This window comes from Allobosea sp. P4_H5, from assembly GCF_056400825.1.
The window spans coordinates 384,001-399,604 of the sequence record NZ_JBFUKM010000003.1 but is presented as its reverse complement, the minus strand read 5'-3'; the positions used below and the strand labels follow the sequence as shown (position 1 = coordinate 399,604).

Sequence of the window (15,604 nt, the reverse complement as noted above, 5' to 3'; positions counted from 1 at the left end):
GAACTCTCGCTTGATCTAGAAGGCCGTCTTGTCGGCGCCCTTGAGGCCGAGCATGGCGCGGGCATCGGCGGGGCTGGCGATCTCCAGCGAGAGCTCGCCGAGGATGCGCCTGATCTTGTCGACCTGCTCGGCATTCGAGCGCGCCAGCACCCCCTTGCCGAGATGGAGCGAGTCTTCGAGCCCGACGCGCACGCAGCCGCCGAGGATCGCGCCCATGGTGACGAGGCTGGTCTGGTGGCGGCCGGCGCCGAGCACCGAGAGGATGTAGTCGTCGCCGAACAGGGAATCGGCGACGCGCTTCATGTGCATCAGGTTCTCGGTGTCGGGGCCGATGCCGCCCAGCACGCCAAAGATGCACTGCACCAGGAACGGCGGCTGAACCAGCTTGCGCTCGACGGCCCAGGCCAGGTTGTAGAGATGGCCGACATCATAGCACTCGAACTCGAACCGGGTGCCGTGGGCGCTGAGCTCGCCGATGCCGCGCTCGATCTGCGCGAAGGTGTTGGAGAGGATGAAGTCGCGCGTCATCTCCAGATAGCCCTGTTCCCAGGGCTGCTTGTAGGCCTTGATCTTCTCAGCCGCCGGGAACAGCCCGAAATTCAGCGAACCCATGTTCATCGAGGCCAGCTCGGGTTTCAGCGTGTTCGCGGCGAGCAGACGCTGGTCGAGGCTCATGCCGAGCCCGCCGCCGGTGGTGATGTTCACCACCGCGTCGCAGCCCTGCCTGATGCGCGGCAGGAAGCGCATGTAATCCTCCGGCGCCGACGAGGGCGAGCCGTCGGCCTCGTTGCGGGCATGGAGATGCAGGATCGCAGCCCCCGCTTTGGCGGCATCGATCGCGTGTTTGGCGATCTGCTCGGCATTGACCGGCAGCGCCTCGGACATGGACGGAGTGTGGATCGAGCCTGTCACGGCGCAGCTGATAATGACCTTGTCGAGACGCTTCATGATCTACGCTCCGGCTTGGCGGCAGGCGGTGGCGATCGCGGCTGCGACGGCGCGGATCTCGGCATCGACCGCATCGACGTGGTTGTGCAGGCGGGCGAAGCCATGCGGCAGGCCGGCGGCGCAGCGATGCGTCACTGGCACGCCGGCCTCTGCGAGCCGGTCGGCATAGGCCTCGCCCTCGTCGCGCAGCACGTCGTATTCGGCGGTGACGATCAGGGCCGGCGGGAGGCCGGAGAGATCGGGCGCTCTCAGCGGTGAGATGTCCGGATCGCCACGCTGCGCCCGCGGCGCGTAATGGTCGAAGAACCAGAGCATGTCCTTGCGCGTCAGCGGTAGGCCGTCGCCATGCTGGCGATAACTCGGCCGGTCGAAGTCGCAATCGCTGACGGGGTAGAGCAGGGCCTGCAGCGCGAATGCGACGCGGCCGCGCACCCTGCGCGCCGCCACCGTGCCGAGATTGGCGCCGGCGCTGTCGCCGGCCACGACCAGCGGGACGCTTGCGCCGCAGAACTCCGCCACCTTCTCGGCAGCGAAGAGCAGGGCATCCTCGCAATCCTCCAGCCCGGCCGGAAATTTGCGCTCCGGCGCGAGCCGGTAGTCCGGCAGCAGCACGGCGCAGCCGCTCAGCGTTGCGAGATGGCGCGCCAGCACCTCGTAATCGTCGAGCTCACCGATCACCCAGCCGCCGCCATGGAGATAGACGACGAGCCCAGTGGGAGCCGTCTTCGGCAGCACAAGCCGCGCCGGGATCGCGCCACTGCGTGTCGGGATCGAGAGGTCGGTGATCGACCCGACTTCGGCTCCGGGCCCCAGCGCCGCACGTCCCGCCGCGACGAGCGCGCGGCTCTGCTCCGGCGTGCCGTCCGACAAGGCCGGCCGGCCGGCTGCGGCGAAGCTCTCCATCATCATCTGGAAGAACGGGTGCAGCGGCATCGCACGGCTCTCAGGGGGTCAGCACGACGCGGCCGAGGACCTGCCCGCGGCGCAGATCGTCGAGTGCGGCGGGGGCAGCAGTCAAAGGGCGACGGTCGAGTGGCGTCGCCGGCAGGCCATGCTCGCGCACCAGCGCCACCAGCTCGCGCAGCTCGGCCGGGCTGCCGATATAGCTGCCCTGGATCGTCAGCGCCTTCATCGGCACCAGCGGGACGGCGAGGGTCATCGCTCCGCCGAACAGGCCAACGATCACGAGCCGGCCGCCCTTGTCCAAGGTCTCGACCGCGAGCGTCGCGGTCTCGCCGCTGCCGACGAGGTCGAGCACGCCGAGGACGCTGCCGCCGAGGGCCTTGCGCAATTGGGCCGCGGCGTCGGGTGCTTTCGGGTCGACGGTTGCGAGTGCGCCGGCGGCCATCGCTGCCTCGCGCTTGCGCGGATCGAGCTCGACCACGACTGCGCCCTTGCCGCCGAGCTGCTTCAAGAGGCCGATGGCGATCAGCCCAAGCCCGCCGGCCCCAATGATCGCGAGCGGCTGACGCTGGAGCAGCGGTCCGAACTTCTTCAACGCGCTGTAGGTGGTGAGGCCCGAGCAGACGAGGGGGGCCGCGGCGACGGGATCGAGATCGCCGATCTCGACCAGATAGCGCGGATGCGGCACCAGCACGTAGTCGGCATAGCCGCCGTCGCGGTTGACGCCGAGGAAACGCGGCGCCGCGCAGAGATGCTCGTCGCCGACGGAGCAGGCGGCGCATTCGAGGCAGCCGATCCAGGAGCAGGCAAGGCAGCTTGCGCCGATCGTGACACCTTTCGCCTCGGGGCCGAGCGCGACGACCTCGCCGGCGCTCTCATGGCCGAGCGTCAGCGGCAGTTTCAACCTGTCGGCGAAGGAGAGCTTGCGCTCGCCACCAAGATCGTAATGGCCCTCCCAGAGATGCACATCGCTGTGGCAGACGCCGGCGCCGCGTACCTTGAGCAGGACCTCAGTGCCGGTGGGCTGCGGGCGCGGCTGTTCGCCGGCAGCGAGGGGCTGGCCAAATCCGGTCAGCTGATAGCAGCGCATCATCGCTCGCATCGGTCTTCTCCTCCCAGCCGCATTCTTTCGCCTCGGTGGCCACGCTTGTCTTGGGACATGGGTAGCTCTCAGTGATTAAATCGTCAAATGGTTTGACCATTTAATGGTCGCTTGTTATCAACAAGCCAACTGGGAGGATGGAATGGAAGGGCTCGCGACGCCGATCGCCTATGCGATGGCCGGCGACTACGCCGCGGACGGACTGCAATTGCTGATTGGCGGGGCATGGCGGAAGGGCCGCGGCCCGGCGCTGCGCGTCACCAATCCAGCGACCGGCGGCGTGCTCGCCGAGCCGACAGGCGCCTCACGCGATGATCTCGACGCAGCGCTCGCCAGCGCGGAGGCAGGGTTCGAGCTCTGGCGACGGACGCCGGCGACCGGTCGCGCTGCGGTCCTCGCCCGAGCTGCTCAGCTGCTGCGTGAGCGAACCAAGGTGATTGCCCGGCTGATGACGCTCGAACAGGGCAAGCCACTGGCCCAATCCGAGCTCGAGATCAGTCTCTGCGCCGAGACCTTCGACTGGTATGCGGCCGAGGCCGGCCGTGCCTATGGCCGCATCATCCCGGCGCGAAGCCATGGTGCACGGCAGATGGTGCTGCCGGAACCGATTGGCCCTGTCGCCGCCTTCACGCCCTGGAACTTTCCGGCGCTCCTGGCCGCCCGCAAGGTCGCGCCGGCGCTGGCTGCGGGCTGCAGCTGCATCCTGAAACCGGCGGAGGAGACGCCCGCCTCGGCGCTCGCACTTGGCCGTGCCCTGGTCGATGCCGGCCTGCCTGCCGGCGTGCTCAACATCGTCTTCGGAGACCCCGCCGAGATCTCGCGGCATCTCATCGCGTCCCCGGTGATCCGGAAGGTCACCTTCACCGGTTCGGTCCCCGTCGGCCGGAGCCTTGCGGTCCTGGCGGCGGAGCGGATCAAGCCGTGCACGCTGGAACTGGGCGGGCATGCGCCGGTCATCGTCCTCGACGATGCCGACATCGATGCGGCTGCGGCTCTGTCGGCGATCGGCAAGACCCGCAACGCCGGCCAGGTCTGCACCTCGCCGACGCGCTTCTACGTGCAGCGGCCGGCCTATGAACGGTTCGTCGAGCGTTTCGGCCAGGCACTCGCAAGCATCAGGCTCGGCGATGGCCTCGACCCGAATGCCGGCATGGGCCCGCTGGCCAATGCGCGCCGCCCGGAGGCGATGGAACGGCTCGTCGCCGACGCCATCAGCCATCAGGCCGAGGTCGTGACCGGCGGCGAGCGGGCAGGGGAGCGCGGCTTCTTCTGGCGTCCGACCTTGCTCGCCAATGTGCCCGACGATGCGGCGGCGATGAGCGAAGAGCCCTTCGGCCCGCTCGCTTTGGTGAGCGCGTTCGACGAACTCGACGAGGCCATCGCCCGCGCCAACCGCAGCAAGGTCGGCCTTGCCGGCTACGCCTTCACGCGCTCGGCTTCGGCTGCCGTCAAGCTTGGCGAGGAGCTCGAGATCGGCGTCCTCGGCCTGAACTCCTTCGCCGTCTCGCACACCGAAGCGCCGTTCAGCGGCGTGAAGCAGAGCGGCTACGGCTACGAGGGCGGCAGCGAAGGGCTCGCCGGCTTCCTGCACCAGAAATACGTCCATCACAGCTGACGGCATCATCAGCCGGGCCGGCCTTCGCGCTGGCATCGGGCAATAACGCAGCGCTCAGGGAGGAGCAGCCATGTCACCGAACGCCTTCGATCAGCCTCCAGCTTCTCGCCGCCGTCGGCTGCTTGCCCTCGCGGCGCTGCCCATCGCGCTTGCTCTGACTAGTCTGGAACTTCGGGCTCAGCAGCCGGCGCCGTTCAAGATCGGCGCGCTCAGCGACATGTCCGGCATCGTCGTCGACCTGTCGGGGCCAGGCACGGTCACCGCGATGAAGCTGGCGGTCGAGGATTTCGGCGGAACGGTGCTTGGCCGGCCGATCCAGGTGCTCGAGGCCGACCATCTCAACAAGCCCGATGTCGGCATCACCGCGGCACGCAAATGGTATGACGAGGGTGTCAGCGCGATCTTCGACGTCGGCATCACCTCGGTCGCGCTCGGTGTGCAGGAGCTCGCCAGGGACAAGAACAAGCTCGCGATCTATCTGAGCTCGGCCTCCAGCGACCTCACCGGCAAGAACTGCAGCCCGAACGGCATCCACTGGACCTACAACAACTACAGCCAGGCGCTGGGCGTCACGAAATTCTACACGCAAGCTGGCGAGAAGAACTGGTACTTCATGACGGTGGACTACGCCTATGGCGTCAACGTCCAGCGCGACACGACGGCGATGATCGAAGCCGGTGGCGGCAAGGTCGTCGGCGCCTCCCGCCATCCCTTCGACACCAAGGATTTCTCCTCCGACCTGCTGAAGGGACAGACCTCCGGCGCCAATGTGATCGCACTCGCTACCACGACCGCCCATGTCGCCAGCATCGTCAAGCAGGCTGACGAGTTCGGTGTCCGCCCCAAGCAGAAACTCGCCGCGCTCAGCCTGACCTTGCATGACGTCAAGGCCATGGGCCTGTCGACGGCTCAGGGTCTCTTGGTGACCTCGCCGTTCTACTGGGACCAGAACGACGAGACCCGGGCCTTCGCCAAGCGCTATTTCGAGCGCTTCAAGAAGATGCCGAACATGGTCCAGGCCAGCGCCTATGGCGCGGTCATGCACTATCTCAACGCGGTCAAGGTTGTCGGCGAGGACGACGCCATCAAGGTCGCGGCCAAGATGAAGGAGACGCCGGTCAACGACTTCATGACCAAGAACGGCAAGATCCGCGCCGATGGCCGCGTCGTCCGCGACATGTACATCTTCCGCGTTAAGACGCCGGCAGCCTCGAAGGGGGAATGGGACCTCTACGAGACGCTGGCGACGATCCCCGGCGAGGAGGCCTTCCAGAAGGCCGATCCGGCTGCCTGTCCGCTGGTCAAGGGCTAAGGCACCTTCCAGCCGGCCCTGGCTTCGTGCCAGGGTCGGGCCTCCGGGTGCGAGTGAGGAGACGACGATGACGAACCGCCAATGGCGCCTTGCCTCGCATCCGCAGGGCCTGCCGACGCTCGAGACCTGGAGCCTGCATGACGCGCCGATGCCGGAGCCCGGGCCCGGCCAGATCCTGGTCCGGACGCAGTGGCTCTCGCTAGACCCCTATATGCGCGGCCGCATCAGCCCCTCGACGAACTATGCCAAGGGTGTCGGGCTCGGGGAGCTGATGCAGGGCGGCGGTGTCGGCGAGGTCGTCGCTTCGAACCATCCGGACTGGAAGCCCGGCGACATCGCCGAGGCGATGGGCTTCGGCTGGCAGGAATATGCGGTGCTGACGCCGGACCTGCCCGGCGCTGCCAAGGCCAACAAGGTCGATCCGGCGCTCGGCCCGCCGCAGGCAACGCTGTCCTGGCTCGGCATGCCCGGGCTAACCGCCTATATCGGGCTCTTCGAGATCGGCCGGCCCAAGCCCGGCGACACGCTCGTCGTTTCGGCGGCCTCGGGCGCCGTTGGCCAGCTCGTCGGGCAGATCGGCAAGCTCTGCGGGGCGCGCGTGATCGGCGTCGCCGGCTCTGACGAGAAGCTGGCCTGGTGTCGCTCCGTCGGCTTCGACGCGACGCTCAACTACAAGACGACGAACGACCTCACCGCCGCTCTGGCAGCACTCGCGCCCGGCGGTATCGACGTCTTCTTCGACAATACCGGCGGGCCGATCCATGACGCCGTGCTGCGTAATCTCGCAGTCGGGGCGCGCGTCGCCATCTGCGGCCGCATCGCGCTCGCCAATGACTTCGAGCAAGAGGATATCGGGCTGCGCGCCTCCTCGCGCCTGATCGTGACGCGGGCGCTGGTCCAGGGCTTCATCGCCTTCGACTGGTGGCATCGGCGCGGCGAGGCGATGGCGCGGCTTGCCGCCTGGCACCGCGAGGGCAGGATCCAGACCAGGGAGGATGTCCTCGACGGCTTCGAGCGCATGCCCGAGGCGTTCCTGCGCATGATGACGGGTCGCAATTTCGGGAAGCAACTCGTACGACTGAAGGCGTGAGCGAATCCCCTGCACCAAACCTTGCGCCGCTGGCCGGCGTCCGTGTCGTCGACCTGACGGCGATCGTCATGGGGCCGCTGGCGACGCAGCTGCTCGCCGATCTCGGCGCCGACGTCATCAAGGTCGAGCCGCCCGAAGGCGATATCCTACGCAAGGCAGGCGCGCCGCCAGGCTCGGATCGCGGGCCGCTCTTCGTCCATCTCAACCGCAACAAGCGCAGCGTCGTGCTCGACCTGAAGAGCCCGGAGGGGCGCGCGGCACTGCTGCGGGTCGTCGCCGAGGCCGACCTGTTCGTGCACTCGATGCGCCCGCAGGCCATGGCCCGCCTCGGGCTCGGCTACGAGGCGCTCTCGGCGCTCAATCCGCGCCTGATCTATGCCGGACTGTTCGGCTTCGGCCAGCGCGGACCCTATGCCGAGCAGGGCGCTTTCGACGACCTGATCCAGGCGATCTCAGGCCTCGCCGACCTGCTCGGCCGCACCAGCGACGGCCAGCCGCGCTATGTTCCCGCCAATCTGGCCGACCGCACGGTCGGGCTCTATGCTTTCGGCCTGATGAGCGCGGCGCTGTTCCAGCGCGAGCGCACTGGCATTGGCTGCGAGCTCGGCATCCCGATGTTCGAGACGCTGGCGAGCCTGCTCTTCGGCGACCATCTCTTCGGCGAGACCTTCAAGCCTGCCTCCGCTCCTATCGGATATCCGCGCCTGATGGTGCGCGACCGCGGTCCATTCCCGACCAAGGACGGACACATCTGCTGCATGATCTACACGGACGCGCAGTGGCGCAGCTTCCTGAAGGTGGTCGGCCGCGACCCCGATTTGTCACGCGATAGCCGGCTCACCGACATGACGGCGCGGACCATCCATAGCGATGCCCTGTTCGAGATGGTCGGTGCGATCACCCGTGAGCATCCGACCGCTCATTGGGTCGCAACCTTGCGGGAGGCGGGGCTCACTGCGGTCGCGATGCGCTCGCTGGAAGAGCTCTGCGATGATCCGCATTTGCTGGCCACGGGCTTCTTCCAGGACGCGACCTGCGAGGACGGCCAGAGATTGCGGCTGTTCGGCCCGGTCGGCGACTGGAGCAATTGGCGGCCGGCCTTGCGACGTTTACCGCCGCATCTTGGGGAACATACGCGCGCGGTACTGGACCAAGGTGGCTGGGGCTAGCTGCCTTCTGCCTTGTCTTTGCTCTTACCATTATACCTTTTCAGGCGTATGATATGGCTTCCCGCCTGCGGAACCGAGCGAGATGACGAAACGGGGCGATTCTCCGGAGCCGATGCTGGGACGGATCTCCGTCCAGAAGTCCTATGAGGTGCTGGCCGACAAGCTGCGCCAGACCATCCTCGATGGCTCGCTGGAAGAAGGCACGCATCTGCCGACCGAGCGCGAACTCGTCAGCCAGACTGGCCTGAGCCGCGGTTCGGTGCGCGAAGCCCTGCGCAAGCTCGAGGTCGAGGGGCTGGTGAAGACCAAGCTCGGCCGCCTTGGTGGCAATATCGTCAGCCGGCCCGGCAACGACTCGATGGCGCATTTCGTCACGCAATTCGTTCGCGGGCGGCGCCTGTCGCTACGGACGCTGCAGCAGACGCGCGAGACGCTGGAGCCCGGACTTGCGCGTCTTGCCGCCGAGCATCGTAGCGCCGACGACATCGTCCGCCTGCGGGATCTGAACGCCGAGATGGCGCAGGCGCTGGGCGATCGCGATCGCTTCGCCGAGATCAATATCGCCTGGCACAACGCGGTCGCGACGGCGAGCTGCAACGATCTGCTGGCAGCCTTCCTCTACTCGATCTCCTATGACGTCGTGGTCTCGACCGTGAGCGACGAATACGACACCTCCAGCCTGCGCCAGGAGGTGGTGAAAGCGCATGAGCGCATCATCGCGGCGATCGTGGCAGGGGATGGCGATGCCGCCTTCCGCCGCATGGAGCGTCACGTCAAGGCGACGCGCGCCAAGACCAGGGCACGCGAGGAAACCGACCTGCCGGACTAGGCTCCGCGTTCAACCTTCCGCCGCGACAACAATCGCACGAGCCAGCTTCAGATGCGGGATGTCGTACATCTTGCCGTCGATGCCAATCGTGCCGATGCCAGGATCGGCGTCGAAGGCAGCGACGATCCTTCTGGCCTGTGCCAGATCCTCCGCCGAAGGTGAGAAGCAGCGGTTGATCGTCTCGACCTGATCAGGGTGGATCGCGATGCGCCCGGTGAAGCCGTCGCGCTGTGAGATGCGGCAGCTTTCCTCCAAGCCCACCGGATCGCGGAAATCGGCATAGAGAGTGTCGATGCGTGCGACCTCGGCCGCGGCCGCGGCGAACAGGCACATGCTGCGCACGACCCGATAGGGCTGGGTCCAGTCGCCGTCCGGCTGCTTGTTGGTGCTGGAGCCGACGACGGCGCCGAGATCCTCCGCACCCCAGGTCAAGCCGGCGAGGCGCTCATGCGCCGGGGCATAGCTGCCGAGATTGAACATCGCGACCGCGGTCTCGGTCGAGACGACGATGATCTTGACCGTACCGCGCGCCATGCCGCTGCGGGTTTCCAGCGCGTCGAGATAGTGTCCGATCCGGACGATGTCCGCCGCGCCATTGGCCTTCGGCACCATGATCCCGTCGAGCCCGGGCCGGACCACGGCTGAAAGGTCCTCCAATGTCAGCCCGGTGTCGAGCGCGTTGACGCGGACCCAGAAGCTCCAGCTTCGCGGCGCGTCCGCGGCGAGCATCTCCTGAACCATCTCGCGCGCCACCGGCTTTCGCGCAGGGGCGACCGCGTCTTCGAGATCGAGGATCAGGCCGTCGGCGCCGCTAGCCTGGGCCTTGGCGAATTTCCGCTCGCTGTCGGCGGGAACGAAAAGCAGTGAACGCAGTCTCATGGGGTCGCCTCCCTATGTCGTGACGACAGGGTTAGCGCGCCAAATCGATAATCGTCAAATGGTTTGACCATTTTATAATTTGCGCTAGCCTAGCGTCCAAAGGCGGTAACGCGTTGCCGCCGGGCAGGAGGACGCAGCTCATGACAATGGAGGCCAACAGCCGGCCGGCCGGCGACAGCCGCTTCGATGTCGTGATCGTCGGCGCCGGCTTTTCCGGGCTCTTCATGCTGCACCGGCTGCGCGGCCTCGGCTTTTCCGTCCGCGTCTGCGAGGCCGGCTCGGATGCCGGCGGCACCTGGTTCTGGAACCGCTATCCCGGTGCGCGCTGCGACGTCGAAAGCATGCAGTACTCCTACTCCTTCGACGAGGCGCTGCAGCAGGACTGGCGCTGGAGCGAGCGCTTCGCCACCCAGCCCGAGATACTGAGCTACATCAACCATGTCGCCGATCGCTTCGACCTGCGCCGCGACATCAGCCTCGATACGCGCATCGCATCGGCGACCTATGATGAGGACGCCGCGGAATGGGCTCTGACCACGCAAGCGGGCGAGCGGATCGTTGCCCGCTTCTGCATCATGGCGACAGGCTGTCTCTCGGCCGCCCGCATCCCCGATTTTCCCGGAATGGTGGACTATCGCGGGCGCGTCTATCACACCGGCCACTGGCCGCATGAGGGCGTCGACTTCAGCGGATTGAACGTCGGCATCATCGGCACCGGCTCGTCGGCGATCCAGGCGATCCCGCCGATCGCGGCACAGGCCAGGCACCTCACCGTCTTCCAGCGCACGCCGAATTTCAGCGTGCCGGCACGTAACTGGAGGATGACCGACGCCTATGAACAATCCTGGAAGCAGGACTATGCCGCATTACGCCGGCGCGCTCGCGAGGAGACGCGGTCCGGCACGATCTACGAGTTCAGCGACAAGGGCGCCCTCGCTGTCGATGCCGAGACGCGCTGGCGCGAGTACGAGCGGCGCTGGCAGCAGGGCGGTGCCAATTTCATGCACGCCTACAACGACATCCTGGTCGACAAAGCGGCCAATGACACAGCCGCCGAGTTCGTTCGCGGCAAGATCCGCGAGACCGTCGCCGATCCGCAGACCGCGGAGGCACTGCTGCCGCACGGCCACCCGCTCGGAGCCAAGCGCATCTGCGTCGACACCGATTATTATGAGACCTTCAACCGCGACAACGTCACGCTGGTCGATGTTCGCCGGGCGCCGATCGAGCGGCTGACGCAGGGCGGCCTGCGCATCGGCGGGCGGGACTACGCCTTCGACGCCATCGTCTTCGCCACCGGCTTCGATGCAATGACCGGCGCGCTCGACGCCATCGCCATCCATGGCCGTGGCGGTGCGACGCTCAAGGAGGCCTGGTCGGCCGGCCCCCGAACCTATCTCGGCCTGATGAGCGTCGGCTTCCCGAACTTGTTCACCGTCACCGGCCCAGGCAGCCCCTCGGTGCTGAGCAATGTCATCGTCTCGATCGAGCAGCATGTCGACTGGATTGCCGACTGCCTGGCGCATCTGCACCGGCAAGCGATCAGCACGATCGAGCCCGAGCAGGCGGCGCAGGATAATTGGGTCGCCCATGTCAACGAGGTCGCGCATCGCACGCTCTACCCGCAGGCCAACTCCTGGTACATGGGCGCCAATGTCCCCGGAAAGACGCGGGTTTTCATGCCCTATATCGGCGGTGTGAATGTCTACCGGCGCATTTGCGACGAGGTCGCCGCTGAGGGCTATCGCGGCTTTCGCCTTGCCGGCGCACCGGCGCTCGAGATCAAGCTCGAACCATGCGCAGCGCTTTAGTGACAGGCGTGCCGGGCGGTCATTTCCAGGGAGATTGCGGATGACGGGTTTGACGAGGAGAGCGCTGCTGGTCGCGGCCGCGCTGGCGGCTGGGATTGGAGCCGCGCAGGCACAATCCGAGAGCTATCCGCAGCGGCCGGTCACGCTCATCGTGCCGTTTCCTGCCGGCAGCGCCACTGACGCCGTGGCGCGCAAGGTCGGCGAGGGCCTGCAGAAGCAGCTCGGGCAAGGCTTCATCGTCGAGAACAAGGCCGGCGCCGACGGCATCATCGCCGCGCGCCAGGTCGCGAGCGCAACCCCGGACGGCTACACGCTGCTAATCACCACCAATACCACGCACTCCGCCAATCCGAGCATCTACCAGCATCTGCCCTATGATCCGAAGAAGGACTTCGCCCCGATCGGCGGCGTCATCCGCATCCCCTACATGCTGGCGGTTCGCTCCGATTTCCCGGCCGACGATTTCGGCGGCTTCGTCAAGACGGCCAAGGCTGCGAAGCCGCCACTCTCCTATGGCAGCGGCAATACCGGCGGGCGCGCTTCCGGCGAGTTGCTGAAATCCCTGCTCGGCTTCGACATGGTCAATGTGCCCTATCGCGGCACGCCGCAGGCGATGACCGACTTGATCGGCGGGCGCATCGACGTCTTCTTCCCGGATCCCGCCAGCGCGCTCGGCATGATCCGGGAGAAGAAGTTCAAGGTGCTGGCGGTGACGGGGCCGAAGCGGATCGGGAGCCTGCCGGAGCTGCCGACCCTGATGGAGCTCGGTGTCCGCGACTTCAACATCGTCGCCTGGGTCGCCGCCTTCGCGCCGGCCGGCACGCCGCAGCCGATCGTGCAGAAGCTCAACACGGCACTCAACACGCTGCTGCGCGATCCCGAGATGATCGGCTTCATCAACCAGATCGGTTCGGAGGTGCTCTCGACCAGTCCGGCGGAGCTTGGCGCCTTCGTCGAGGAGGATGCGAAGCGCTGGGTCGATCTGGTCGAGATCGCCAAGATCGAGCGCAAGTGATCGCGGCCGGGCCCTGCCCATTCCCATCAGACAGAGTGAAGCGCCCGGCCCAGGGCGCGGGAGATCGATCGTGGCCAAGCCGCTTCAAGGTGTGAAAGTCCTCGACCTGACCAAGGTCCTCGCCGGCCCGCTCTGCGCGCAATATCTCGGCGAGATGGGCGCTGACATCATCAAGGTCGAGCCGGTCGGCACCGGCGACGAGACCCGCGGCTGGCCGCCCTTCCGCGCCCCCGGGCTCGGCGCTGTCTTCCTCAGCGCCAATCGCAACAAGCGCAGCATCGCTGTCGATCTCAAGACCGAGCAGGGGCAGGCGGTCGTGCATCGCCTCGCCACGAGCTGCGACATCGCGATCGAAAGCTTCGGCACCGGGGTGGTCGAGCGCCTCGGCATCGATGCCGCAACGTTGCGCGGGCTCAATCCGCGGCTGATCTATTGCAGTATCTCGGGCTTCGGCCGCGCCGGGCCGATGCGCGACGCGCCCGGCTACGATGTCATCCTGCAGGCCTTCTGCGGTGTGATGGCGCTGACCGGCGACGAGAGCGGCGGCCATATCCGCAGCCCGATCTCGCCGATCGACCAGATGACCGGCACGCATGCGCTGAGCGGCATTCTCGCCCTGCTTTATCAGCGTGCGGTGACCGGGCAGGGCGGCACCGTCAACGTCTCGCTCTACGACACCGCAATGGGCCTGCTCGGCTATAATCTCCAGACCTTCTGGGAGAAGGGCGTGCAGCCGGCGAAATGTGGCTCGAGCCACGAATCGCTCTGCCCCTACCAGGCCTTCGAGGCGCAGGACGGGCCGATCATGATCGGCGTCGCCAACGACAATCTCTGGCGCAAGTTCTGCGCGGTCGTTGGCCTTGAGGAGATCGTCGATCACCCCGATTTTCGCAGCAATGCCGATCGCGTCCGCAACCGGGCCCGGACACTCGCGCAGGTTCAAGCCGCGCTGGCAGGGGGAACGGTGGCGCATTGGCACGCGACGTTGTCGCGGGCCGGCATTCCCTGTTCGCCGATCAATTCGCTGGCGCAACTGCTGGCCCATCCGCATACCGCCGCGAGCGGGATGGTGCTCAACTACGAGCACCCCGCCGCCGGTGGTCTCAAGGGCATCGCCCAGCCGGTGCGCTTCGATGGTGAGCCGGTGAGACCGGGCCTGCCGCCGCCGCTGCTCGGGCAGGATACGGATGCGGTGCTGGCCGAGATCGGCCTCTCCCAGAACGAGATCGCGGCGCTGCGTGAACTGCGCGCGGTCGCCTGAGGAAGTGAACGAGGCTCATGTCCATCGACCTCGACCGGGACGGCGCCGTCGCGATCATCACCATCAACCGCCCGGAGCGGCGCAACGCCATGGATGCCGAGCATTATGCCGGACTCTCCAGGGCCTGGACCCAGGTCCGTGACAACCCGGTGATCCGCGCAGCGATCATCACCGGCGCCGGCGACAAGGCCTTCAGCGCCGGTGCCGACCTCAAGAGCTTCACCGCCGCGCCGGCACCGCTGGCCGAGCTGATGCTGACCCAGCAGGGTCAGCTCCTCAATCGCGGGCTCGAGATCTGGAAACCGGTGATCGCGGCCGTGAACGGCGCCTGCCTCGGCGGTGGCATGACGCTGGTTCTGGCGACCGATATCCGGGTTGCCGCTCGGCATGCGAGCTTCTCGGTCGCCGAGGTCAAGCGCGGGCTCTTTCCCGCCAATGGCGGCACCCAGCGGCTGATCCAGCAATTGCCGCATGCGATCGCGATGGAGCTTCTCCTCACCGGCGACAGTATCGATGCCACGACGGCCGAGCGCTGGGGGCTGGTCAATCGGGTCGTCGAGCCCGATGAGCTCATGCCGGCGGCGCTGGGTTACGCCCGCCGCATTGCCGAGAACGCGCCGCTGGCCGTCCAGGCGGCGAAGGAGCTGGCGCTGCGCAGCCGCGATGTCGACCTCGCCAGCGGCCTTCGGCTGGAGCAGCTGATGCTGCGTCTGCTCCAGACCAGCGCCGACGCAAGCGAGGGCGCCTCCGCATTCAGCGAGAAGCGGCCACCTCGTTACACCGGCGCCTGAACCGCAGCATTTTCAGCCGAGGAGCGACAATGGCCGGCCTTTATTTCGATGAGCTCAGCGTCGGGCAGATATTCCGCCACGAGATCCGTCGCACCATCACGGAAGCGGACAATGTCTGGTTCAGCGCGTTGACCCACAATCCGGCCTATCTGCATCTCGATGAGGAATATTGTCGAACCGAGACCGAGTTCGGCCAGCGCATCGTCAACAGCGCCTTCACGCTCGGGCTGATGGTCGGCATCTCGGTCGGCGATACCACGCTAGGAACCGCGATCGCCAATCTCGGCTGGGATGAGGTGCGCTTTCCCAAGCCGCTCTTTCATGGCGATACGATCAGGGTCGAGACCGAGGTCGTCGAGCTCCGCGAAAGCCGGTCGCGACCGCAGGCCGGCATCGTCACATTCCTGCACCGTGCCTATAACCAGCACGGCGATCTCGTCGCCCAGTGTCGGCGCTCCGGACTGCAGAAGAGGCGGGCCGTTGTCTGATAATTGGGAAGTGATTACGGATCGCAATGGGCCGCCATGCATCAAGAAGTCAGGCAGTTCGAGGAGATGCTCAATCCTCTTGAAGGTGCGCGCCTTGGCAGCGCCGGCGCGGCGATGCTCGTATCGCGCTTAGTCTGATCGTCAGCCGTCACGGCGTGGAGCGACATTCGGCGGCACGCCGCACTCTTGATCGAACCTCGCGCGGACGTTCTCGTTCATCCCTTCAGTCCGCTCCGATCTTTTTCGTGGCAATGGGGAGAGCGGAAGTTCGCTCTCGGGAAAGTGGTGCTTCCGGACATCGATCAAGCCAGCTCCCGCTTGATCGAGGTAAGCCTCCGCAATGGAAAAATGTGAGGTCCCACGACCCGTCTCATGCGACCGCTTCCATATC

Annotated in this window: 14 protein-coding genes; 10 read left to right on the top strand and 4 right to left on the bottom strand. The window is 66.6% G+C overall.

Annotated features, from left to right (window positions below; all coding sequences use genetic code 11):
- Positions 1 to 15: 15 nt before the first annotated feature.
- The 3 genes from kce to AC1DS0_RS08460 are packed head-to-tail and all read right to left on the bottom strand — an operon-like array spanning position 16 to position 2,941.
- Positions 16 to 948: a 3,5-dioxohexanoate:acetyl-CoA acetone transferase gene (gene kce, locus AC1DS0_RS08470; RefSeq protein ID WP_476813920.1), complete on the bottom strand. Its 933-nt coding sequence runs from the start codon at positions 946 to 948 to the stop codon at positions 16 to 18.
- A 3-nt stretch (positions 949 to 951) separates the two neighbouring features.
- Complete coding sequence (locus tag AC1DS0_RS08465) at positions 952 to 1,881, bottom strand: alpha/beta hydrolase (protein WP_476813919.1); 930 nt, start codon at positions 1,879 to 1,881, stop codon at positions 952 to 954.
- Positions 1,882 to 1,891: 10 nt separating this feature from the next.
- A complete protein-coding gene (locus AC1DS0_RS08460; protein WP_476814026.1) occupies positions 1,892 to 2,941 on the bottom strand; it encodes an alcohol dehydrogenase in 1,050 nt (349 codons plus the stop codon).
- A 187-nt stretch (positions 2,942 to 3,128) separates the two neighbouring features.
- Between AC1DS0_RS08460 and AC1DS0_RS08455 the strand changes: the two genes are divergently transcribed.
- The 5 genes from AC1DS0_RS08455 (at position 3,129) to AC1DS0_RS08435 (ending at position 8,968) form a co-directional block, all read left to right on the top strand.
- Complete coding sequence (locus AC1DS0_RS08455; RefSeq protein WP_476814025.1) at positions 3,129 to 4,568, top strand: NAD-dependent succinate-semialdehyde dehydrogenase; 1,440 nt, start codon at positions 3,129 to 3,131, stop codon at positions 4,566 to 4,568.
- Between the two features lie 70 nt (positions 4,569 to 4,638).
- Positions 4,639 to 5,880, top strand: coding sequence for an ABC transporter substrate-binding protein (locus tag AC1DS0_RS08450; RefSeq protein ID WP_476813918.1), 1,242 nt, complete (start codon positions 4,639 to 4,641; stop codon positions 5,878 to 5,880).
- 67 nt (positions 5,881 to 5,947) lie between these two features.
- The gene (locus tag AC1DS0_RS08445) at positions 5,948 to 6,970 is read left to right on the top strand and encodes an NADP-dependent oxidoreductase (RefSeq protein ID WP_476813917.1); all 1,023 of its coding nucleotides are present in this window, start codon (positions 5,948 to 5,950) and stop codon (positions 6,968 to 6,970) included.
- Positions 6,967 to 8,139, top strand: coding sequence for a CaiB/BaiF CoA transferase family protein (locus AC1DS0_RS08440; protein ID WP_476813916.1), 1,173 nt, complete (start codon positions 6,967 to 6,969; stop codon positions 8,137 to 8,139). The genes AC1DS0_RS08445 and AC1DS0_RS08440 overlap by 4 nt, the downstream gene beginning before the upstream one ends.
- 82 nt (positions 8,140 to 8,221) lie before the next feature.
- On the top strand, positions 8,222 to 8,968 hold the full coding sequence (locus tag AC1DS0_RS08435; protein WP_476813915.1) for a FadR/GntR family transcriptional regulator: 747 nt from the start codon (positions 8,222 to 8,224) through the stop codon (positions 8,966 to 8,968).
- Positions 8,969 to 8,977: 9 nt separating this feature from the next.
- Here the strand turns inward: AC1DS0_RS08435 and AC1DS0_RS08430 are convergent, their stop codons facing one another.
- A complete protein-coding gene (locus AC1DS0_RS08430) occupies positions 8,978 to 9,847 on the bottom strand; it encodes an HpcH/HpaI aldolase/citrate lyase family protein (RefSeq protein ID WP_476813914.1) in 870 nt (289 codons plus the stop codon).
- 140 nt (positions 9,848 to 9,987) lie between these two features.
- Here AC1DS0_RS08430 and AC1DS0_RS08425 point away from each other — a divergent pair, with 140 nt between their 5' ends.
- From AC1DS0_RS08425 to AC1DS0_RS08405, 5 genes are all read left to right on the top strand, one after another.
- Entirely contained in the window at positions 9,988 to 11,658 is a 1,671-nt protein-coding gene (locus tag AC1DS0_RS08425; RefSeq protein WP_476813913.1) for a flavin-containing monooxygenase, read from the top strand.
- Between the two features lie 40 nt (positions 11,659 to 11,698).
- Positions 11,699 to 12,673, top strand: a complete 975-nt coding sequence (locus AC1DS0_RS08420) for a Bug family tripartite tricarboxylate transporter substrate binding protein (protein WP_476813912.1) — start codon at positions 11,699 to 11,701, stop codon at positions 12,671 to 12,673.
- 70 nt (positions 12,674 to 12,743) lie between these two features.
- Complete coding sequence (locus AC1DS0_RS08415) at positions 12,744 to 13,934, top strand: CaiB/BaiF CoA transferase family protein (RefSeq protein WP_201302987.1); 1,191 nt, start codon at positions 12,744 to 12,746, stop codon at positions 13,932 to 13,934.
- 17 nt (positions 13,935 to 13,951) lie between these two features.
- Positions 13,952 to 14,725, top strand: coding sequence for an enoyl-CoA hydratase/isomerase family protein (locus AC1DS0_RS08410; RefSeq protein ID WP_476813911.1), 774 nt, complete (start codon positions 13,952 to 13,954; stop codon positions 14,723 to 14,725).
- An 8-nt stretch (positions 14,726 to 14,733) separates the two neighbouring features.
- Entirely contained in the window at positions 14,734 to 15,213 is a 480-nt protein-coding gene (locus AC1DS0_RS08405; RefSeq protein ID WP_476814024.1) for a MaoC family dehydratase, read from the top strand.
- Positions 15,214 to 15,604 lie beyond the last annotated feature (391 nt).

Coding starts and splice junctions, on each gene's coding strand:
- kce (WP_476813920.1), bottom strand. CDS start 948: ATGAAGCGTCTCGACAAGGTCATTATCAGCTGCGCCGTGACAGGCTCG.
- AC1DS0_RS08465 (WP_476813919.1), bottom strand. CDS start 1,881: ATGCCGCTGCACCCGTTCTTCCAGATGATGATGGAGAGCTTCGCCGCA.
- AC1DS0_RS08410 (WP_476813911.1), top strand. CDS start 13,952: ATGTCCATCGACCTCGACCGGGACGGCGCCGTCGCGATCATCACCATC.
- AC1DS0_RS08420 (WP_476813912.1), top strand. CDS start 11,699: ATGACGGGTTTGACGAGGAGAGCGCTGCTGGTCGCGGCCGCGCTGGCG.
- AC1DS0_RS08425 (WP_476813913.1), top strand. CDS start 9,988: ATGACAATGGAGGCCAACAGCCGGCCGGCCGGCGACAGCCGCTTCGAT.
- AC1DS0_RS08435 (WP_476813915.1), top strand. CDS start 8,222: ATGACGAAACGGGGCGATTCTCCGGAGCCGATGCTGGGACGGATCTCC.
- AC1DS0_RS08445 (WP_476813917.1), top strand. CDS start 5,948: ATGACGAACCGCCAATGGCGCCTTGCCTCGCATCCGCAGGGCCTGCCG.
- AC1DS0_RS08460 (WP_476814026.1), bottom strand. CDS start 2,941: ATGCGCTGCTATCAGCTGACCGGATTTGGCCAGCCCCTCGCTGCCGGC.
- AC1DS0_RS08455 (WP_476814025.1), top strand. CDS start 3,129: ATGGCCGGCGACTACGCCGCGGACGGACTGCAATTGCTGATTGGCGGG.
- AC1DS0_RS08450 (WP_476813918.1), top strand. CDS start 4,639: ATGTCACCGAACGCCTTCGATCAGCCTCCAGCTTCTCGCCGCCGTCGG.
- AC1DS0_RS08430 (WP_476813914.1), bottom strand. CDS start 9,847: ATGAGACTGCGTTCACTGCTTTTCGTTCCCGCCGACAGCGAGCGGAAA.